A 21555-nucleotide genomic window follows, 5' to 3' on the forward strand; every position below is an offset into this window, starting at 1 on the left:
TATTGTATAATTTTAAATAATGATGTATGAAAAAATGGTTAGTATTATTTGTAGTAGTTCTACTGATTTTCCCCTGTGTTAACGAGGCCGATGGAGCTTCCAGGAAAAGAAAAAAGAAAAAAGAGAAGGCGAAAACCGAACAGATAACTCCCAAAAAGAAAGAGACCCCCTACGAGAAATTAATGAAAAAGCCGGGGCGCAAAACTGCTGAAAGCAAGTTCATCACCTTACACAAAATTGAAGGCAAATTGTACGTGGAAATCCCGGTGAAGTACATGGGACGCGATATGTTACTGGCCTCCGTAGCCTCGGAAACGAGTGACGATATGTTTTGCCAGATCGGTTACAAAGAAAAACCGCCCATGCACATAAAGTTTTCCATGAAAGACAGTACCGTATTCATGCAAAGGGTAAATGTTTCCACCGAATTGAACACGAGCGAATCCCGTGAAGAGATAATGAGGAAGCGGAATTTTTTGGACCCGATCATGAATAGCTATAAAATCGAAGCATATAATAATGACAGCACGGCTGTCGTTTTAAATATGACCACGTTATTCGCCGGAGCAGACATGTCTCCCGTTTCCAAGGGCAGTATTGTTGTCTCGGTAACAGCAACTCCTAAAACAGGAGGAATAAGATTAGGCGAAATCAAAGCTTTCGATGACAACGTGATGATCAAAACACAATACTCTTATAATGTTTCGATCAGCCTGTTGGGGCTTATCAGTTTGCTCTCTAACGAACCTTTCACCGTGAACGCCACGCGTTCCCTATTGTTATTACCGGAACAAAAAATGCGTCCCCGGATTTCGGATGCCAGAGTCGGTATTTTCTTAACTGGGAAAAAATCACTTTCGGACAACGAGGACGGTATGCAGGCCATCTCGTTTGCCAATCGCTGGCGTTTGGAGCCTTCGGATGTTGCAGCTTTCGAACGCGGGGAACTGGTTGAGCCGGTAAAACCGATCGTGTGGTACGTGGACGATGCTTTTCCGGAATCCTGGCGGCAACCCGTCAAAGACGGTGTATTACGCTGGAACAAGGCTTTCGAAAAAATAGGATTTAAAAACGTGATGCAAGTACGTGATTTTCCGAAAGACGATCCCGAATTCGACCCGGATAACCTGAAATACTCCTGTATTCGCTATATCCCGACCAGCACGCCCAACGCGATGGGGCCCTCCTGGGTAGATCCGACAACCGGAGAAATTATCAATGCATCCGTTATTATTTACAACGATTTGATCCGTTTGATCAACGAATGGCGTTTCACGCAGACGGCACAAGTCGATCCGAGAGTACGCTCCAAGAAAATGCCCGATGACGTGCTAAACGAATCGCTCGCTTACGCGGTAGCCCATGAAATAGGACACACGCTCGGCTTTATGCACAATATGGCCTCTTCTTCCGCTTATCCCGTAGATTCATTACGTTCCGTTTCTTTCACGCGCAAATACGGGACAACCCCTTCTATCATGGATTACGCCCGATACAATTACGTGGCACAACCCACGGACAAAGGAGTCTCACTCTCCCCTCCCGATTTAGGAGTATATGACGAATACGCCGTGAAATGGTTATATTCTTACTTTCCGAAAGCTAAAAATGCCGAAGAAGAGGCAAAAATAGTGGAAAAATGGGTTGACGATAAGGCCGGAGACCCGATTTATCGCTACGGCAAACAACAAATTTATTCCAGATTCGACCCGACTGCCATAGAAGAGGATTTGGGTAATGATGCCATGAAAGCGGGAGATTACGGGATCAAAAATCTGAAATACATTTTATCCCACCTGAACCAATGGATCACGGACGACCCGGATGTCGCTCAACGGACAAAACTATACAATTCGATCGCCAATCAATACTTTCGTTATATAAATAACGTAATGTATAACGTGGGAGGAATCTACCTCAACGAGGTAAAGGACGGAACCCCCGGAAAGCGTTTCGAATCGGTTCCGAAGAAAACACAGCGTGCCGCCTTAAAATGGGCATTAAACCAGATTAAAAACTGCGATTGGTTAGATAATAAAGAGATTACCAATAAAATCGGCTTAGGAGTGGCCATCTCCACTAAAATTCAGGATCTAACCGCCGAACTTTTATGGAAATCCCGGAATAACGTGTTATTGTCCGCTCATGTTTCCAAAGACCCTTACTCGATCAGAGAATATTTCGACGACCTATATCATAGCATATGGGAAAGTGCAATTAAAGGTCGAAAAGTTACTTCCGGTGATAAAATCATGCAAAAAATGATGATAACCTCTTTGGCAAGCACGTTGGCTGACAAAAATAAACAAAAACTAAGCATGGGCCTCACCTCCGATAAGGTATTCTTGCCTTCACTCGAAGAGATCTATCTCTATGGCTTGGATGAAAGCGGATTTACCAACCGGTATATCGATGAGCTACGTTCGATAGAAGCAGCACAAGGGAGTGGAACTGTTGCCTCCAAATTAATCACAGACGCATTCGGGACTGGAGGCTACAGATGGCAAAGAAAAGTCGAACTGAAAACCATCGAAGAGACAAATACCTCTTTGTGGGCAACGGCTTTAAAGATAGAAAAACTATTGAAACAAGCTATAAACACGGCCCCGAACCGGGATTCCAAAGAACATTATCAGGCCATGCTGATTGAATTGAAACGCTTAACCCAAGAAGCAAAAATTTGATAAAACAAGTCTTATATTCAATGTTTTAATTTTGTGTGGACAAAGAACCGACCGAAATTTTTATTTTTCGGTCGGTTTTATTTATTTTTTACTTTAATAACTAACTTATTATCAAAATAAAAAATTCAATAAATAAATATTCTTACAAAAAAGATAGAAAACAAAAACCATAGGAGGCTATACTCTTGTTCGGCCAAGTATAAATTCCGGTCAAACAAGACAATCCCCGAATCATGGAATTATAAAATCACACAATTCCTTTATCTACTAACGTCAATTATTCGTCTTTTACGCACGAGGTCATTCCGTTTCGACCACAGATAGCGTTTCGGGGAATGTAAATCTCTATAAATAGAATATTTTTGTTTTTACAAATTGAAAATATTCCCGGGTTAAGATTTAATAGTGTCGTATCAAGCTTTCATCATTATTTTAGTTGTACCCATTTGACCGCATCGGCTATTACCAGCTGAAAATGATCGCCCCATGTTTTATCCTGAACGAGAGCCACTCCCCGGTCATCCAGCACGACACGGGATTCTCCCGCCGGCAGGGTAAATTTGCCCAAGGATACCCAAGCGCTTTCTTCCGGTAGGGTTAGGTCAGCCGGGAGATACAGCCGGGGATCTCCTTCCGGAACTTCCAAGATGATTTCCTCTTTGCCCGTTGGAGTGTAAACGGTATAGTAGTTTTTCATCCCCGGGTAATCGGTTGTAGCGTTCTTTTCCTCGCAAGAAGCAAGTATATGAGGCCGATGGATAAATATCTCGTACTTTCCCGCCTCCGGGAGATTTGCCGTCCACTCGGCTTTGAACTTTCCCGTGCCGGCTTTTTTTACATAAGCGTCACGAATATGATCGCCGTGTATCCCCTCTGATAAAACAAAATTCCACGTGTTAGCCTTAACCGCAAACAGGGGAACGTATTCCTGATCGTCCGCTTCTTTTTTGACCAAGTCGGTCAACCGTTTTCGATTGTTTGCCGAATCGATCAACTGGAAATTTTCGTCCTTGTTGTCGACGATGATCTCTCCCGGGGGATAGAATTCTTTTCTATCGATCGGCGTGACTCCTTCTTTGGGCACAAGCCCCGAGAGTGGGGAGTCCATGTTCGAAAATAAAATGTCTTTCGGTAAATTTCCAGAAAAATTAGTCGTCAATCGCAGGTCATTTTTTATGTCTTCATGAACGACGATTCGTTTACATTCCCCGGGTTTGACGATGTAACTCCGATATCCGGTTATCGAACCGTAATCATCACACAAAAGGATTGAAACGACACCGTCCGTTTCGCTGAAATTGGCCACCTTGAAATCGATGATTTGCATCTCTTCCGTCGTTTTGCGGGACAGATCTTTTATCCTTAACAGGGGCATCCGGCGACTCGTGTACCACTCGTCCATGTACCTCTTGATGTTCTGTCCGAAACGCTGTTCGAACTCCTCGACAAACGAGTCGAAGTCCACTTCCCGGAAACGGGTACGCTCGTTAAATTCCTGCATAAAGCGGGTCAGGGAGTCCCAGGTGGTAATCGTCGTGAGATAACCCAATAAATGAGACACTTTTAAAGAAATGGCCGAACTTTGTTCCCTGCTGTATCCTTCCGTGATAATTCCTTTCAGTCCTTTTTCCGCGAAATGATTTAGCATTTTCGGGTTCACGTCATATTCAAGCCCTTTCGTGTTTATCATTTTCCTGAATATCAATTCTATGCCCTGGTACCTGTCGGACGTGAGGCTGCTATTGTAATTCGAGAAAATGTTTTTTATTCCTATCCTACTAAGAAAAGCGGGCATGTCGCGGTTCAGAATTTGTTCCCCAACGCTCTCGTTTTGATTAGGATCCGCGGAAAGAGTACCGGGATGTCTTGCTTGTTCTCCGCACAATCGTTCCCTGAAAAGTGCCATCTCCGGTTGGATGTTATCGCGAAACGAAGTTGAGCCTAGAAAATAGGAGGAGGAAGGAACCTCGATCAGTTTAAAGTATTTAAAGGGGTAAGGGAGGGATGTACGGTATTCGATTTCATTTTTACATTCATAAAAAATCTCTTTTAAATTTTTCTCCCGGTCCGGGTTATCTTTTTTCAAGGCTTCCCATTCATCGAAATATTTCATATAGAAACTATTTCCCGGATAAGTATAAAACTCGACAGTAAGAGAATCGACCGTGATCGCTCTTTTCTCGTAATTCCCGATACAGAGGGTTAACCCGGTCAGGTTTTGCAAATTGTTAAACGTGACGCTATCGCCCTCTCTCGTCGGTCTACCTTGCGATAAAACGGTCGTCTCGCCCGGGTTTTTAACATGGAGGGTATAATCCGTGAAATCGGTCTCTTTGGATGCCTGTAACCCGACCGGGGGAACCGCCATCGGGTACCACATCAATTGCGGCAAAAGCAAGGTGTATCTATCCGATACGAAAGCCGTGTGTTTGCCGTAATTTTCGTAATCAAAACTATACCTGACAGTTGAAAAGAATTTATTATCCGGAATATTAATCTGGTAAATATCCTCGTCGATCGTTCCCCCGTACTCCATCTCTATCTCGATATTTTCCCCGGGAGCCAGGGAACGCTCGATGACGATCACCTGCCGGTCCCTGCGAAAGGGAAGGTTTTGTCCCCCGGATTCGATCTTGTCGATCTTTAATCCCGGGTTTAAGAAGAGCAGAAGCTGCTCCATTTTTGCTTTTTTCCGGTTTTGGATCTTCATCCGGCTTGTTACCGAGAATTTATCTCCCCCGGGTCGATAGGTGATATCGTGCTCGCTCACGCGTGCCGTGGGGTATTCATGGTATTTCACGAAAGTTTCGCGATACCACATCCTGTTTTTCAGGTGGGTTTGAAATTTTTCAACGTATACGGTGCCAAGGCCCAGGGCCAGTACTAAACACAGGAAAGCGGGAACGGTTAAATAGCGTTTCCGGCCGGGAATGCCGGGTCGCCTCTTCGTGAGGAGAGCGGCAAAATAGAGCAGACCTATTCCGAATAACAGGACAGCACCTCGCTGGAACAGGTAATTCTCCATATGCATAAAACCGACCAGGGTGGAAAAAGAACTCGGAAGCGAACTCCCCCGGAAATCCAGTATCCCGTGAAGAGGTGTTGTCAGGTAGGAGTATGCGAAATAGAGAAAAGCTACCAGGATAACCCAACTGACAAAAGAGTGCCTGACCAGCTTGTTTACGAATAAGGATAACCCGGTAATAAAAACAAGTGCCGGTAAGGCGAGCGTGAAAAAATAGAAAAGATTTACCCACAAATTAACAGGGGAATTTGGAATAAATAGATTGATCGACATGGAGACACACATGAATAGAATGTCTATCACCGCGAACGGGATAAAAATACCCAAGAATTCCCCGAGAAAAGCCTGTCCGTTACCGATAGGCCGGGCGGAAAGAACCTCCCGGGTTTCGGCTTTTTTCCGCTTTCTTTGGATATCGCAGGTAATAAAGGCTACGATTATCGATTGAAACAGGTTTAAAAAGTAAAACCCGTGTAGAGGAAAGGAAGACGCGAATATAAATTTATCCCATGAAATGCGATGCATTACCATACTATCCAAGAGACTAACACCTATTATATAGCCTAATGCCGCAAGGACAAAGAGGTTAAATAACCATTTTCTTTTTACCAACTTGCTCTCGTAAGCTATAACGGTTTTTAGGGTTGTCGTTTCCATAGTACAGGTTTTATCTTTTGTAATTACTCTTATACAATACATGATATCTTAAAAACAGAAAGCCCTCTCGAGCATAAAAATTTCAGAAGAGGGCAAAGCCGTCTACTTTCGAATAGTTTATTTATATAGAATAACTTAATCTTTAAAAATAGACTTTACCGTTCCATTTTTACCTTTATAATAAAAATCCCGTATAACCCAATCATGACTATCCGGGATTTTTTATTATCGGTATTATATTACAATTATTAATACACTGGCAGAGCTACTTCATCAGTTTCTACCGGTTCACTTCTTCCAATTTTATTCACAGCCATAATACGAAATTTCACCTTAGACCCTGGCGTCAAATTGATAACCGTATGTTTAAGCTCTTTAGTTCCACCTCTATCCACCCACCTATCAGAATAACTATACTGACTTTCAATAAAATAGGCCACTATTTTTGATCCACCGTCACGCAAAGGTTTTTTGTATGTTATTGTACATGATGTAGGCGTTTTCTCAATTATCATAGGTTCTGTGGGGGGACCAGGAGGTTCAAGAACTACAGTTGCAACTACAATTGTTGTAAAGACCAAGCCTAAACAAACAAATAAAAATCGCTTCAAAACATTTTTACTAATCTTTTTCATAACTTTCTTAATTTAAATATCAATATTAGACTCTTTTTTTACAAAAATAATTGTTTTGTTTATATTAGCAAATAATTATCATTATTATTTTCACAATGGATTACAGTTGTGACAAAAAAACTCAATTTTAATCGCTTTTAATTGACATCTCTTTTTTCAGCAGGAATAGTACGGTTGATGGGCATTTTCGTAAAAAAATAAAATTCAGGACTACGAAGAGAAGCCATATTCGTGTTTGACTGGAATTTAAACCCGATCAAAAAATTTGATTTACCGAAAAGAAAAAAAGGCTATTACAGCATATCAAACGATGGAAACACCGTGTACTTCTGCGAGTATAACGAGGAGGGCCTCACGCTATATAAAGCAGATCTGACCATTTAGGCGAAAATGAGACCGCAAACGAATTGCTACACATTCTGAAAGAGTGACGATCCGACCTCATCTAAAGCACATTTTGTTTTGTTAAAAGACAACGATAAAAATACATTTTTATAACTACATTTTACATTACAAAAAAAATCCCGAATAATCATGACATTGAATTATCCGGGATCTTTTTTTATTTCTTCGTATTTTATTAGAACTACTATCGATCTTTTATTGTTTCATAATCGCTAGGATCCGAAGGCTCGCTCGGACCAGCTGCATTGACAGCTTTAACACGAAAACTATACTCATGTCCTTCTATCAAATTCACAGCAGTATATCGAAGTGTCGTAGATATTCCTTTGATCTTCCAAGAAGACCAGAATCCGTCTCTACACTCAATAATATAACCTGTTATTGGCGATCCTCCATCCTTTTTAGGCTTCGTGTATTCTATTGTACATCCATTTTTATTTTTATCAATAACCATAGGCGTTCCCGGACGATCAGGGGGATCAATAGGATTTCTCGTACTAGCAAATGCAATTGTAGCAACAGCCAAGCCAAAACAGACGAACAAGAATAACTTCAAAATGTTTTTTTCTTATCTTTTTCATGATTTTATTAATTTATGTATTAATAATTAAATATATCATATGCAAAATTATACATTTACTTTATGTTTGCAAATTATTTTAATTTTTAAAATAAAAATATTTATAAATAAATTAAGATGGAAGGAAATAGTTAACATTAAAATATAAAAACTGAAAAATTCATAAACGCAATCAATAATCATATCTAATTAAAATATAAATTGCATTCATAAATAAAGAAATCAACTCTTTATATACTCCTGGAATTTTTTACCCGGTCATTTATTTGTAATATAAGAGAGAAAAAGATTTTACTGCCTTTTTCTAATCAAAAAAAAGGACTGCCTAAAACTTGTTAGACAGTCCATTTACATTATTTTAAAATCGGACTCGGAAAGTTTTTCTACTTTCCGAAATACGGATCAATATCTCCTGTTCGAGTTATAACCTCCGCGATTGGAATTATATCCGCCACCGTTATTACCTCTTTCAACACGAGGCTTTGCAACAGCCACGTTGATTACTTTGCCGTCGTATTCAGCCTGATTCAATGCATCAATAGCTTTTTGACCTTCAGCATCGTCATTCATTTCTACGAAACCGAAACCTCTTGAACGACCGGTTTCCCGGTCCATAATTACTTTTGCGGACGAAATACCTCCGTACTCTGCGAATAGCTGATTTAAATCGGTATCATTTATACCGTAACTCAAATTTGAAATGTAAATGTTCATTATAAATAAACTTAAGATTAATAATAAATAAATGAGGACGAAAAAAAATTGAAAGGAAGTCTACTTAACAATAACATTTACTGCCGGGCAGGAATTCGAATACAAAAACTATTTCTTCTCAAATACGTGTCAAAGGTAACACAATAAATGAAACGGACACTATAAATATCGTTTTATTTCTATTTATTTTTCAATATCTTAAAATACCTCCCGTTTTAGGAAGAACAAAACGTTCTAATATTCAAATCTCTTTATTCTTCCAACTTCCTTTCTTCATATACCAGTAAGCTAAACTTCCCATCGACAGCAGGTATATGTATTCCGTCGTCCAGCAGACGGCAATATCCGCTTTCCAATAGATAACAATATAAACGACCGACGATACGTAAAAGAGAAGAGAAATCAGTTCCATGTACAAAGCCGGACGGGTGTTGCCGGTCCCAGAGACCATATTGAAAAGGATATTGGCCGGAACACTGATCAGATAAACGAATATCATCACGTAAAAAGAAGGAACCGCCGCTTCGATCAGAGAGGAATTATCCGTGTATATCCTCATGATCGGTGTCGGAAACAAAGCCATTAACAAGACCAGAGGAAGAATAAACATATAACAAAGTCGGCTCACCTTTTTAAAAGTCTCCATCACCCGGTGTTGCTCCCCCGATCCTAATAAATTACTGACCAACGAAGAAGCCGTGGTAGCAAAAGCACTGACAATAATAAAAAACAGAGAGGATATATTACGAAGTACATTGGTAATAGCCAACGGACGCTCCCCCAAATGTTCGACGGCAATAAAAAATAAAAACCAGGTACTAATGGATATAAATGCCTGCATCATGGTCCATACGGAAATATTCAATATACGGCCGAGTAATTGCCTTTCGAAACGCCGGAAACGATATAAATTATATTTATTCCGGTCTACCCTAATTCCCGTGTAAAAGACAAAGAAAAGCAACGAGACCATTTCAGCTATCACGGAAGCGATCGCTGCTCCCGCAATACCCAATGCCGGAAAACCGAATTTACCGAAAATCAAAATGTAATTCAACACGATATTCGTTCCGACCATGACCAAAGAGTTGGCCGTAAGCGTACGCGTATCCGCAATTCCGATATAGAATGCCCTGAATATCAATGCCGCAAACGAAAAAAAGAAGCCGTACACTCTCCAGTTCAGGTAACTAAGGGTAGCCTCGTATACTTTAGGAGAGTCTATGATGGCATCGAGTACCGGAGCCGAACAAATTCTGGAAATAGAAAAAATCAACGTCGCCCAAAAAAGCTGAAACAACAATCCTTGATTAAAAATAGATCCGATTGAAGCATAATTACCCTCTCCGTTCCGCCTGCCGATCAAAATCTGAACCCCCGTACTAAATCCGAACCCGAGCATGAAAATCGCTAAGTAATAGACTCCCGCCAACGCGGAAGCCCCTAACTCGATTTCACCGACACGCCCCAAAAAGGCCGTATCCGTCATTCCGATCAAGTGTTCCATTAACACACTGATCAGTATCGGGCCTGCTATATGTAAAATCTGTCGGTTGGTAAATCGCATAATCGGTTTAAATTTGAAGTCAGGGCGACAAAGATAATCTAAAAATCAAATGTTCCCGTTTTGTTTACCGAGAAGAAAGCATTTCTTTTAGATACATGTACCTAAAAATATAACGTTAAAAACCCGGAAAAAACATCGTAACATACACAAAAATATCTCCAAGACGGGTACGCAGAAAAGTTTTGGCCCGTTGTTTTTGGGTCTTAATCGTATTCGGGCTGATTTGCAACAACTCGGCAATCTCCTTATCCGGCAACTCTTTAATATAAGACAAGGTAAAGATCTCCCTGCACTTTTCCGGTAATTCGTTAATGGCATCGAAAATTTCAGCCACGACATCGGCCCGGATCTGTTGGCAGAGAATATAATCTTCATCGCACTCTTGCCGACCTAATTTTTTATAATTCCGTTCCTGAATTTCCCGATCCCGAAGATAATTCAAACAACGGTTCTGAACGCTATTGTACAAAAAAATTCGGATCGTTTTTAGATTCGGAAATTTTACGATATCCGTTTTCCAAAAAGCCAAAAAAACCTCCTGAACAATGTCTTCCGCCTCACAGGAATCTTTTACGATCTTCAAGGCAAAAAGGCACAAGCGTTTGTGAAAAAAATAGAATAAACATCGGAAAGACCGCGGCTCCCTATGGACTAATCCTTTTATAAATTCTTCGGATTGGATATTAACATCAGACATATTCCAGATCATTATCTTTCCTTACGCGTATGTATATTTTACAAATATATTTATAAAATATTATTTTCACAAAGAAGTACAAACAATAAACAAATATTTGAATACGTCTGTGCATATTTCCTCCATTAAAGAAAGCAAATCGATGATTACACCATCAGAATCGCTTATAAAGGACATAAATAATCGCCAACAAAATAAAAATCACGCAAACAGTAAGATCAAATGTTTTGCCTGTTTAAAACAAATCCGCCGAAAAAGCTATTGTCTTCGGTGCAATAATATTATATTTATCCTATATTAATTACTACTCTTCCCATAGTTATTACCTCGTTCGCACGCTCAATCGTCTCCAATAGGATCAATACCCGTATTCTCGATCATAAGCACAATAGCTTTATTTTTAGCAATGGGCCTGTGCATAACCCCTTTGGGAACACATACTCCTTCATATTGTCCCAATTCAAAAGTACCTTTTTCCGTTTCCAAGACAATATTACCATCGATAACAAAAAACAACTCATCGTCATGATCATGTTTATGCATATGAAATTCTCCTTCAAAAATACCTAATCTGAACACGGAAGAGTTTACATTGCACAAGGATTGATTAAACCATTTATCGGTACAATTTTTCACGATTTCCGGAACATTTATTTTTTCAAGATAATCGTATTTAATGTCCATCTGCAATTTATAATTCATTTTTTGATCCATATGACTCTTCTTTAATACTTTTATATTTTATCTTCTATTTTCTTATAACACGAAAGATATTAAAAATGTCTATTCATAACAACAAAAAACTATTTTCTTTAATTTTACCACAACCAAAACAAGAACCGATTATGCAAATTAAAGAATATATCTTAAAGAACGAGGATATTGAGGTGCACATTTGTAATTACGGTGGTATCATAAAAAACATATACACGCGTGACTGCAATTGGAAATTAGTTGATATCGTTCTGGGATTTGATGATCCGGAGCAATACGTATCTCCCGATTACCTGAACAATTATCCTTATCTCGGTACCACGATCGGCCGTTACGCTAACCGGATCCATAGAGGAGAAATCACATTGAACGGGCAAATCTTCTCTTTAGAAAAAAACGACCGTAGCAATTGTCTGCACGGCGGATCGGCAGGATTTGATCGTCAATATTGGGACGGGGAACAAATCGACGACCATCACTTAATTCTACGTTATACCAGTAACGACGGAGAAGGAGGTTTTCCCGGTAAATTGGAGGTCACCGTTCAGTATATACTGGCCAACAACACGTTGAAAATAACGTATGATGCCACGACCGACCGGGACACGTTTGTAAATATCACCCACCATCCCTATTTCAACCTGAATCCGGAGCAGGAAACCATCGCGGGACTGGAACTTCAATTATACTCCAATCGCTTACTGGAGACCAACCCGGAACTCATCCCTACGGGAAATATTCTAACCGCAGATAGAGATCACACGTTTCATTTTCCGAAACGACTTTCGGACATTATTGAAAAAGACGGTTTAGACGATTGTTATCTATTTCCCGATTTAGGTTCTATCCAACTGATGGCGGAACTCAGCTCTCCGCAGACAGGTATCTTACTTACTATTCTTTCGGATTATCCCGGTTTACAGGTATACACGGGCAAATTTCTGCAAGTCGAAAATGGTAAACAAGGTAAACATTACGGACCGTTTTCCGGTATTGCTTTGGAAGCCCAAATGTTCCCGGACAGTCCGCACCACCCCTCTTTCCCCTCTACTCTTTTGCGACCGGGAGAAAAATACCATCACACGACCATTTATTCCTTAAACTGTTTCAGCAAGGAAGAAACCGATGATATTTGGTAAAAACGGGGTGTTTTCCCCGTTTTTTGTAGACATTTAAAAGATGATCGATTTTTACCATACATTTAACGACAGCATTTTATCACTATAAAAAAGGTCGCAATACTTTTCAGTATCACGACCTTCTTATTTAAACACATACACAAGAGATGCACCCTCTACTCGTAAAAAACTCTTTCTACTCTTCCACCTTCGTGAAAAGATACCTCATTCGGTAGAAATAAGCAATCTCGTCTCCCCAGTCGGCATAAGTATCCTGCAAGAAATCAACAGGTTCGAAATCCACGATATGCACTTCAAGCGTTTTACCGTTATCGAGCACTCGGAATCCGACTCTGGCAGGACGTATATCCGTCTGGTTGTCGGAGAAGGTAACGTTTACATTACTCAACTCCATATAAGGCAGTAATATAATATCTTCCAAATCACTCACCTCATCCTCTATCTCCCCGAGGAACGTCACCTCGCTATCCCGGAAATACTTCCGCAGATCTCCGGTCATATGTACTTTCAACTCGTCTTTTTCTCCAGATACAAATTCCAAAATATCATCCGAACGGTTATCCAACGGCATATTATCCAAATCGTTAGGATACTCGCACCACCCGACGATAAACTCGTAGCTGGCAAATTCTTTGAATGCCCATTTTCCTAACATCCGCTCATAAAAAGAAGGACCTACGATTTTAATCGTCAGCCTATTGTAGTCTCCGACAAAAAAGCGGGCATCCGGATCTAACTCTAGTTCGATTATGTCTTTTCCGGCTTCCAATGCCAAAAAGTCAATGCTGATTTTAGCTTTTTTCTGGCCTGCCGGAATAACAAATTCATTCACATCTCCTTCAATAGAAAAATGTTTTCCTAATTCGGCGGTTGTCGCTTCGGTAAAAATAAACGGTAAATGCAAATCCACGGAAGGCACGCTACTACTGTTCAATTCTCCGCTAATCTGTATTTCCACATCCAATTTTTGCGTCAATTCGGTTTTTGCCTTCATAAAAGAACAACTGAATCGTTCTTTCAATTCTATCGGAATCATGGCGATCTTATTATTCCACAACCGGTATCCGGATACCGGTTTCAAGGCCAACTTGATCTCACGCCCCTCGTTAAGATTGTCTTTAGGCGTAATCACTATTTTTGCGCTCGACTCCCCCAGTTTAAATTCGAATTGACGGGCCGAAATCGTATAATCTTCATCTAAAACAGCTGTTCCCGTAATATCAAAAGGGACCGAAAAAGCCTCGCTCGCCGGAACAGATGCTAAAAGGGTAACCTCTAACGGAGCTTCCGCTTGTAAAATATACACGGCCCGGTCAAAAGATAGGGTCGAATCTTTATCATCATCATCGTTACACCCTGTTGCCAAACAACCGAAAGTGAACAGAGCGAATAGAAACAATATATTTTTCATATGCTTTCATTTTAATTATTAGAAGATCATTCGAACTACTCCACTTCCGTAGCCGTTGTATACTCATCCCGTTCCGCCTGAACCGCATCCCGCTCCTCCTGAGTCAACACCTTTGCTTTAGGCAACACATAAGGATCCACATTTTTATAATCATCGGACTTTTTAGGATAATCTCCGACATCGCCGCAACCGATAAAAGAGAACATCCCGCCCATAACCAAAATATATATTAGCTTTTTCATAATTCTTCCTGTTTTGTTTCGTTTGACACTATTATTCATATCCTTCATTTTGAATCAGTCCCGGCAACAGGGCGATATCATTTTTAGGCAAGGGAGCCGTGTACAGATAAGTACTCGTCTCGTACTTCAATCCGTTTCTTGCAACCCAGAATTCCGGGCGTCCGTTTCGTTTCAACTCAAACCAACGGTCTCCTTCCATATACAACTCTTTCCGACGTTCATCGAAAATAGCCGACATCAATTTGGTCAAAGAGGCTCCGGTCGCATCCACCTTAATCCGGGCATTCGGGTTTACCTCCGGCAAAGTTTCAAGGGTATAGGGGACGTAATCGCTAATCCGTTTCTCCCGCAACTGGTTTAAATACGACAAGGCTTCCGATGTCCCATTACTTTGATGAGCGTAAGACTCGGCCAAAATCAAACACATCTCCGCACTACGTACTCCGGAAAAAATATTTTTCATATTCAACCTTTTCTCATCGAAAGAGATAGCGTAACGCACGTCTCTTCCTTTCTCGACAAACAGATCCACAAACTCTTTTCTCGCGGGGCGGTATTTAGCATCTCTCTTCGCATCCGCGTAATCCGAATCTGAATAAAAATCCCCGGAAATCACGTAAGATCTTAACAAAATATTTCCTTTTTGAGTGTTCTGACTCTGAATCATATCCGTATACTCCTGCCCCGACAGCAAGGGATATTTTTCTAAAATCTCTTTTGCTACCGGAATAGCATTACCCCAATCCTGACACCAGAAATAAAGCCGGGCTAAATAAGCCTTTGCCACATCCGCCGTAAAACGGTACATCCCTTCCTGCACATTATAAGTAATGGCTTTTTTCAAATCTTCTTCAATAAATTTTGCCGTAGTTTTCAAATCGGAGCGAACAGGCTTCGCTTCCATATCGAAAGTACTGACTATCGGTAAGCCCAACCTATCTTCAGCCCTTTCCGGATCATAAGGCTCACAAAAATTCCGCATCAAGTTATAATAGCAAACGGCTCTCAAAGCATAAGCTGTTCCCAACACATTTTTTCCTAACTCAGAGTCCCGTTGTTCCATGTTATCCAAAATCAGGTTACAATCCCGGATCACGGCATATAACTCCTCGTAATCAGACTGGAAATCATTGATTTTCGAACCCACGTATATAGGCAACGAGATTCCTGCCGTCGACAAATTCGTATTCTGGTTATCACCGTAACATTCATAATTCAGAATGGTCCTCGCATTTCCCAAAACGACCTCCTCACTCCCGTAATCCATATCGTTCAGTCGGGCATGGAGAATAGCCGAGAACTCTTCGGCGCTTTTGGGAATAGCAACACCCTGCTCTTTGACATCCAAGTAATCTTTACAAGAACAGCAAAAGCTAAATACCAATAATATATATAATTTCAAATTTTTCATATCCTGTCATTTTTAGAATCCAACAGTTATACCTAAAGTCACGGAACGGGTCTTCGGATAGGTAGCTCCCGGCGTTTCCGGATCAAGTCCCGAATAATTCGTAATGGTAAAGAAATTATTCATCGTCAACATGAAGCCCATAGAAGACAATTTCAATTTATTCAATACCTCCGTTCCCAAATTATAAGCGATCGAGATGTTCTGGATACGCAGATAAGAGATATTCTCCAGCATAATTCCCCGCGTAATCACCGTCTCCGTCGGATTATAGTAATCCAAATACAAACGGTCGCCGAAACTATCGATAATGCGTCCGTATTTCACTCCCGTCGTACGATTCGGGGTCCACCGGTTCGTCCGGTCTCTCTGAACATTCAGATGATTGGTATACAGATCATTATAATCCGACTGAACGGGTTCATAATCTCCGGAAGAAGAGCCCACCCGGCTATAACTGGCCGGAGAAGCAAGATTATTTATCACTTTCGCCCCGGACGAATAAGAGCCACCTACATTCAAACTGACATTTTTATAGGAAAAATTCACATTGAAACCTCCGGTAACGGGAGCGATATTCGTTCCCAAATAAAAACGGTAATTATCGCCTTTATGCAAATCCGTGGCCTGATTGATTTCTGCATCCGGACGCAATTCGAACAAGTACATCCCGTTTTGAGGATCGATACCCGTTACCCTTCCGCCGAATATACCGCTCAGGGGGAATCCCTCGTAGGAGTAATAGGTAGAGGCAGGTGGATTATATTTTTTCAACTTATTCTGATTCCAGGCCACATTTGCCGAAACTTTCAATTTAAAATCTTTTCCATCCAATACCTTCACGTTCAGCGTTCCCTCGATCCCCTTATTCTCTATCTCGGAGGTATTATACCCCTGATGATTGAATCCGGTTGTCGTCAATACCTTCACGTCGGTCGCCACATCGGAACTTAATCGATAATACCACTCCACCAAACCTGAAATCCGGTCATTCCATAAACCGAAATCCAACGCTAACTTCATATCCTTTGTTTTCTCCCATCTTAAATTCGGATTAGGAGCATTATACACGGTAGCCATCCTTAAACCGTTACCGAATTTACGATTTACCTTATCGTAGTTCATGATTAATTCCGGACTATAAGAGGTATTCACGTTACCCGTGTAACCGAAAGCTGCCCGTAATGCCACCCGGTTCAATACCGGCTTCAAAGGAGCCATGAAGTTCTCGTCTCCCAAATGCCATACGGCTCCCAATGACCACGTCGGATTAAATTGCTCGTCGCTACCGAAATGGTTTGATCCGTCCGTTCTGAACGAGAAACTAAAGATATAACGTTCCATCAGATAGTAATCCAATGAAGCATAGAAAGAAGCAAAACGATTCTCGATCACGTTTTCTCCTGAAAGCTGGTCCACGATTGCCGCGAAAGATTCCAGATCGGAATAACTGATATTATCTCCACTCGCGGGTTTAGAGGGGATGGGAATGGAGGAATTTCCCGTTACCGGATCGTAACCATACCGTTTGGCATACATGCTTTTAGCCTTTGTTCCCCGTATCTCGGCTCCGGCCAATACGGACAAACGATGATTCTCACCGTACAGATCGTCATACATGAAATGTCCCCTTAGGAAATAACTGCTGTTGTTCCCGGAAGTCTGTGTAATCGAACCGTATACCCTGTCCGGATTTTTACGATCGAAACTAAACCGATCGGCGTAAGCCGCATAGGTATTGATTCCATTGATATTATCCGTTTTATTATTGGTAAAAGTATAGGAAGCCAATCCTGCAAATTTCAATTTCTCGATAAAGCGATACTCTACTCCCATTCGCAAGGTGGTTGAGAAATTATTTACCTTACTGGAAGTCTCATCGATCTCCCGCATTATATTAAATCCGTTGGGCGGCAATAACGTCGTACTCGATGCATCATTCATCTTGGGTAACGAATGATAAGTCACGTCCGCCCGGTAACTTCCGTCTTCGTTATAGGGACGTTCGTAGGGATTGGCAAAATAAGCATATTTGAAAGGATCCACGTTCAAAGAAGAACCTCCGGATTTCTGCTGGGCCAAATCAAAACCAAAATCTAATTTTAATTGATCTATCGGCATTAAATTAATTTTGGCATTGAAACTATATCGGTCATAATCCGTTTTTTTCAACACCCCATTATCTTTCGAATACCCTAATGCAATATAATAAGTAGAACGCTCAGCACCTCCCGAAAGAGACAGATGGTGGCTGGTCGAAACCGTAGTACGGAACAATTCGTCAAACCAGTTCGTCGTGTGCCCGCTCAACTCCCGAAGGTAAGCGTCCTGCTCTTCCGCACTCATCGGTTCGTAACCATTATCACCTTTGAACTTACCGTCCTTTCCCAACCGGCCGGAACGTAACATACCGACAATACCCACAACCGGATAACGAAGGCCCTCATTGTACTTTTCCGCGGAGAATTCATCCCACAACTCCTGTTCCCATGCCAATTTTTCGGCCGAATTCATCAGATTTCCATCCCGTTGCGGTTTTCCTACAATGGTAACATTACCCGCATAATTGACCCGCATCTTTCCGGCTTTCCCCTTCTTGGTCGTCACAACGATAACACCCCCGGCCGCACGGGAACCGTAAATAGCTGCAGCCGCGGCATCTTTCAATACCGTCACATTCTCTATATCATTCGGGTTTACTCCCCCGATTCCGTTCAAAAAAAGCGTACTGAAATCGCCGGATTTAATTTGAGTTGTCGAAATATTAGGAAAAGTTTGTTGCAACGGAACCCCGTCTATAACCCATAACGGATCGGCATCCCCGCTAAATGTACTGGTTCCCCTGATCCGTATCTTAGCCGACTCGCCCGGACGTCCGGATATGGCCTGTACGCTCACGCCCGCAATCTGCCCCTGAAGCAAATTATCCACTGTCGGTTGAGCTTTATTGGCAAAATTCTCTTTCGTTAGGACAGCCACGGAGCCCGTCGCTTTTTGTCTCGTTGTTTGTCGAAATCCGGTGATCACTACATCATCCAAAGCCACCTGCTCGTCCTTCATTACCACGTTATACTCCGTTTTGTCCGGATCGAATTTTACTTCCAAAGTCTTCATCCCCACGAACGAGAAAACAAGTATTACCGTATCTCTCACCGGAACATTCAAGGTAAACTTTCCGTCATTACCCGTGGCGACACCGACCAACGTACCCTTTATCATAACCGAAACCCCAGGCAAAAGCAAACCGCCTTCATCACGCACCGTCCCTTTTATATTTACCATCTTTACTGAATCCTGTGCCGGTTTAGCCGACTCATAATAAATAATTACATGCTCATTAACGATCTCGTATTTCAACGGCTTATTCGCTAATGCCCAATCCAGAATTTCAGAAACAGTTTTTTCCTTGACCTCACCCTTCAATTGGTATCCTTTCACATCAGCATGGTTAAAAACAAATCTGAAACCGGTCTGTTTCTGAATCTTTTCAAATAACTGAACAAGATCCCCATTCATCGTTAAACTCAATTTTTCCTGCTGTGACCAGACTTTCGCATTCAGTCCCGAAATGCCCAAAGCCATGACGAGGCAAAACAATTTAAATTTAATCATAATCCAAATGAGTTTTTCTCTTAGATTTTTCATAGTTTTGTTGTTAATGATTAGACTTTAAAATTCCTCTGACAAGGAATTTTACCGATCGGGAGATACGCCAACATCTCCCGATTTTTTTAATTCCGACAATTTTTTGTGACTTTTAATGTTTTCCCTTTTAATTCGACTTTAATGTTTTTCGTTTTTTCTAAAATAGATATCACTTCATCCACCGGAGTGCTTCGTTTAAAAGAAGCCGTGAAAACATACTCCTTCACTTCCGGATTAACAAAGAACAGATTCAGATCGTACCATCTGGCCAACTCTTCAAACAACTCCACCAACCGACATTGCCTGAAGTTAAATTCCCCGTACCGCCAGGCAACGTAATCCATAGGATCTACTTCCCGAACGACCATAGAATCTTTTACCAAAGAGACTTGTTGTCCGGGGATCAGTTGTACCGCTCGTTTTCCATCCTTTACCTCAACAGCCCCCTTTACCAAAGTGGTATGCTGGCTCTCGCCAGGATATACTCTTACATTGAATTGAGTCCCCAACACGCGAACATTCATTTTTTCCGAATTCACGATAAAAGGCTTTCCATCCGCTTTTTTCACATCAAAAAAACCCTCTCCCGTCAAGGTAACCTCACGGGTGTCTCCGGTAAAAACAATCGGATAATAGAGCGAACTCTCCGAATTCAACCACACGACGGAACCGTCGGATAGAGTCAGAACGTATTCGCCTCCCCGGGGTACCGCAATCCGGTTATAGGTCCGTTTTACCTCCTCCCCCACGATATCATAGGCCAACATATTTCCGGAAAGTCCTCGAATGACCACTCCTTTCTCTTCCGTGACAGGTTTTACCAACGAATCGCCAAGCACTATTTTTTTACCGTTGGATAACGTCAGAACGGCTTGCTTTTTACCGGGCACGACTACCGGATTATCCGAAACGAACTCGTTTTTCTCCATTGGATTCCACCATAGAATCCCCACTCCGAAAAGAAGAATAAACACGGCGGCATAGCGTATCCATACCGGGACGATTCTCTTTTCATCTATTTTCTGATGAATTTTTTGCCACTCTCTTGCCAAAACGATTTTGCGTTCACACCCCGCGATATATACAGCGAATTTTATTCGCTCCAATTCGTGATATTGTTTCCGATGTTCGGGCAAAGCATACCACTCCATAAACAAACCCTCCTCTTCAGCGGAAAGCGATTCGCCACACAACTTATCATAAATGATCCCTTCTACTCCCTTTTCGGTCGTCATTTTTTATACATTTGTTTAAAACAATTTTATATAAATGACAGGAATCTCTCCAACTGGTGGGGCTCGAAAATGTTAATTTTTATTTTTTTCGAAATAAAAAAAACAATATGGATTTCAATTTTTCTTTTGAAGTATTTTCCCTTATAAAAGCATAGGCTTTACGAATATGATCTTTGACCGTATTTATCATAACACCCTGTTCTTGCGCGATCTCCGCGTAAGATTTGGACTCGACAATACTTAATTCCAAAATTTTACGTCTCTTTTCCGGCAAACGTTCCAGTAAACGTTTTACGTTTTGAATCAACTCCTCCGGCTCTTCTTCACACGCTTCCTCCACGTACGATCGTTGGTATTTATCCACGACCAAACTGTGTTCCCGGTAATTCAGACAACGATTCCGCGTACTATTTCTTAAATACCCCCGTTCATTTTCCACCCTCTGCAAAGCATCACGGTTTTCCCACAATTTCGCATAAAGTTCCTGAACGATGTCCTTAGCCACCTCGAAGTCACGTACGTAATAAACAGCTACCCGCAACAAATCTTTATAATATAGATCAAAAAGAGTCTTAAACGCCACTCTATCGCCCGCTTTTATCCTTTCAAACAAATCCATATTTTATATTTTGCTGCTTATTATCTTAAAATCCCCCAAAAGTTTTTATTGGTGCAAACAATAATTTACACTAATAATCAACTATTTATATTATTTCTCGTTATTACAATCTAATTTAGATTTCCTTCGTTCCCGAACAGAAAACAAATATGATTTTTTTGTATTCAAAAATAAAAAT

At 41.2% G+C, this 21555-nt stretch carries 15 protein-coding genes; 2 read left to right on the top strand and 13 right to left on the bottom strand.

Annotated elements, in window-relative coordinates; all coding sequences use genetic code 11:
• Window positions 1–26: 26 nt before the first annotated feature.
• The gene (locus BN3283_RS09590) at window positions 27–2684 is read left to right on the top strand and encodes a zinc-dependent metalloprotease (RefSeq protein WP_059026514.1); all 2658 of its coding nucleotides are present in this window, start codon (window positions 27–29) and stop codon (window positions 2682–2684) included.
• Window positions 2685–3111: 427 nt separating this feature from the next.
• Here the strand turns inward: BN3283_RS09590 and BN3283_RS09595 are convergent, their stop codons facing one another.
• From BN3283_RS09595 to BN3283_RS09625, 7 genes are all read right to left on the bottom strand, one after another.
• Window positions 3112–6366 (bottom strand): hypothetical protein, encoded by a 3255-nt coding sequence (locus tag BN3283_RS09595; RefSeq protein WP_059026515.1) that lies wholly within the window; start codon window positions 6364–6366, stop codon window positions 3112–3114.
• A 248-nt stretch (window positions 6367–6614) separates the two neighbouring features.
• The gene (locus BN3283_RS09600; protein WP_059026516.1) at window positions 6615–7001 is read right to left on the bottom strand and encodes a fibronectin type III domain-containing protein; all 387 of its coding nucleotides are present in this window, start codon (window positions 6999–7001) and stop codon (window positions 6615–6617) included.
• A 589-nt stretch (window positions 7002–7590) separates the two neighbouring features.
• Window positions 7591–7860, bottom strand: a complete 270-nt coding sequence (locus BN3283_RS14770) for a fibronectin type III domain-containing protein (RefSeq protein ID WP_082667133.1) — start codon at window positions 7858–7860, stop codon at window positions 7591–7593.
• A gap of 528 nt (window positions 7861–8388) precedes the next feature.
• On the bottom strand, window positions 8389–8700 hold the full coding sequence (gene rbp / locus BN3283_RS09610; protein ID WP_041502706.1) for an RNA-binding regulator: 312 nt from the start codon (window positions 8698–8700) through the stop codon (window positions 8389–8391).
• Window positions 8701–8941: 241 nt separating this feature from the next.
• Window positions 8942–10267: an MATE family efflux transporter gene (locus BN3283_RS09615; protein ID WP_059026518.1), complete on the bottom strand. Its 1326-nt coding sequence runs from the start codon at window positions 10265–10267 to the stop codon at window positions 8942–8944.
• A 115-nt stretch (window positions 10268–10382) separates the two neighbouring features.
• A complete protein-coding gene (locus BN3283_RS09620; RefSeq protein WP_286137632.1) occupies window positions 10383–10964 on the bottom strand; it encodes an RNA polymerase sigma-70 factor in 582 nt (193 codons plus the stop codon).
• A gap of 339 nt (window positions 10965–11303) precedes the next feature.
• Window positions 11304–11678 (bottom strand): cupin domain-containing protein, encoded by a 375-nt coding sequence (locus BN3283_RS09625; protein WP_041502704.1) that lies wholly within the window; start codon window positions 11676–11678, stop codon window positions 11304–11306.
• A gap of 131 nt (window positions 11679–11809) precedes the next feature.
• On the opposite strand from BN3283_RS09625, the gene BN3283_RS09630 reads away from it, so the two are divergent.
• On the top strand, window positions 11810–12817 hold the full coding sequence (locus tag BN3283_RS09630) for an aldose epimerase family protein (RefSeq protein ID WP_070807500.1): 1008 nt from the start codon (window positions 11810–11812) through the stop codon (window positions 12815–12817).
• A gap of 175 nt (window positions 12818–12992) precedes the next feature.
• Here the strand turns inward: BN3283_RS09630 and BN3283_RS09635 are convergent, their stop codons facing one another.
• The 6 genes from BN3283_RS09635 to BN3283_RS09660 all read right to left on the bottom strand — a co-directional run bounded on the left by BN3283_RS09635 (window position 12993) and on the right by BN3283_RS09660 (window position 21377).
• Complete coding sequence (locus BN3283_RS09635) at window positions 12993–14228, bottom strand: hypothetical protein (RefSeq protein ID WP_059026521.1); 1236 nt, start codon at window positions 14226–14228, stop codon at window positions 12993–12995.
• 35 nt (window positions 14229–14263) lie between these two features.
• The gene (locus tag BN3283_RS09640) at window positions 14264–14470 is read right to left on the bottom strand and encodes a hypothetical protein (RefSeq protein WP_146216442.1); all 207 of its coding nucleotides are present in this window, start codon (window positions 14468–14470) and stop codon (window positions 14264–14266) included.
• A 31-nt stretch (window positions 14471–14501) separates the two neighbouring features.
• On the bottom strand, window positions 14502–15881 hold the full coding sequence (locus tag BN3283_RS09645; RefSeq protein ID WP_059026522.1) for a RagB/SusD family nutrient uptake outer membrane protein: 1380 nt from the start codon (window positions 15879–15881) through the stop codon (window positions 14502–14504).
• A 12-nt stretch (window positions 15882–15893) separates the two neighbouring features.
• Window positions 15894–19490 (bottom strand): SusC/RagA family TonB-linked outer membrane protein, encoded by a 3597-nt coding sequence (locus BN3283_RS09650; RefSeq protein WP_059027229.1) that lies wholly within the window; start codon window positions 19488–19490, stop codon window positions 15894–15896.
• Between the two features lie 119 nt (window positions 19491–19609).
• Window positions 19610–20758, bottom strand: a complete 1149-nt coding sequence (locus BN3283_RS09655; protein WP_059026523.1) for a FecR family protein — start codon at window positions 20756–20758, stop codon at window positions 19610–19612.
• A 79-nt stretch (window positions 20759–20837) separates the two neighbouring features.
• Window positions 20838–21377 carry an RNA polymerase sigma-70 factor gene (locus BN3283_RS09660; RefSeq protein ID WP_059026524.1) on the bottom strand — a complete coding sequence of 180 codons (540 nt, stop codon included), beginning with the start codon at window positions 21375–21377 and terminating at the stop codon, window positions 20838–20840.
• Window positions 21378–21555 lie beyond the last annotated feature (178 nt).

It is taken from the genome of Gabonibacter massiliensis, from assembly GCA_001487125.1.
GTDB classification, from domain to species: Bacteria; Bacteroidota; Bacteroidia; order Bacteroidales; family Marinifilaceae; genus Gabonibacter; species Gabonibacter massiliensis.

Bases quoted from the DNA above. Each gene is read 5' to 3' on its own strand.
- BN3283_RS09590 (WP_059026514.1), top strand. From the start codon at position 27: ATGAAAAAATGGTTAGTATTATTTGTAGTAGTTCTACTGATTTTCCCC.
- BN3283_RS09595 (WP_059026515.1), bottom strand. From the start codon at position 6,366: ATGGAAACGACAACCCTAAAAACCGTTATAGCTTACGAGAGCAAGTTG.
- BN3283_RS09600 (WP_059026516.1), bottom strand. From the start codon at position 7,001: ATGAAAAAGATTAGTAAAAATGTTTTGAAGCGATTTTTATTTGTTTGT.
- BN3283_RS14770 (WP_082667133.1), bottom strand. From the start codon at position 7,860: ATGGTTATTGATAAAAATAAAAATGGATGTACAATAGAATACACGAAG.
- rbp (WP_041502706.1), bottom strand. From the start codon at position 8,700: ATGAACATTTACATTTCAAATTTGAGTTACGGTATAAATGATACCGAT.
- BN3283_RS09615 (WP_059026518.1), bottom strand. From the start codon at position 10,267: ATGCGATTTACCAACCGACAGATTTTACATATAGCAGGCCCGATACTG.
- BN3283_RS09620 (WP_286137632.1), bottom strand. From the start codon at position 10,964: ATGTCTGATGTTAATATCCAATCCGAAGAATTTATAAAAGGATTAGTC.
- BN3283_RS09625 (WP_041502704.1), bottom strand. From the start codon at position 11,678: ATGGATCAAAAAATGAATTATAAATTGCAGATGGACATTAAATACGAT.
- BN3283_RS09630 (WP_070807500.1), top strand. From the start codon at position 11,810: ATGCAAATTAAAGAATATATCTTAAAGAACGAGGATATTGAGGTGCAC.
- BN3283_RS09635 (WP_059026521.1), bottom strand. From the start codon at position 14,228: ATGAAAAATATATTGTTTCTATTCGCTCTGTTCACTTTCGGTTGTTTG.
- BN3283_RS09640 (WP_146216442.1), bottom strand. From the start codon at position 14,470: ATGAAAAAGCTAATATATATTTTGGTTATGGGCGGGATGTTCTCTTTT.
- BN3283_RS09645 (WP_059026522.1), bottom strand. From the start codon at position 15,881: ATGAAAAATTTGAAATTATATATATTATTGGTATTTAGCTTTTGCTGT.
- BN3283_RS09650 (WP_059027229.1), bottom strand. From the start codon at position 19,490: ATGATTAAATTTAAATTGTTTTGCCTCGTCATGGCTTTGGGCATTTCG.
- BN3283_RS09655 (WP_059026523.1), bottom strand. From the start codon at position 20,758: ATGACGACCGAAAAGGGAGTAGAAGGGATCATTTATGATAAGTTGTGT.
- BN3283_RS09660 (WP_059026524.1), bottom strand. From the start codon at position 21,377: ATGGATTTGTTTGAAAGGATAAAAGCGGGCGATAGAGTGGCGTTTAAG.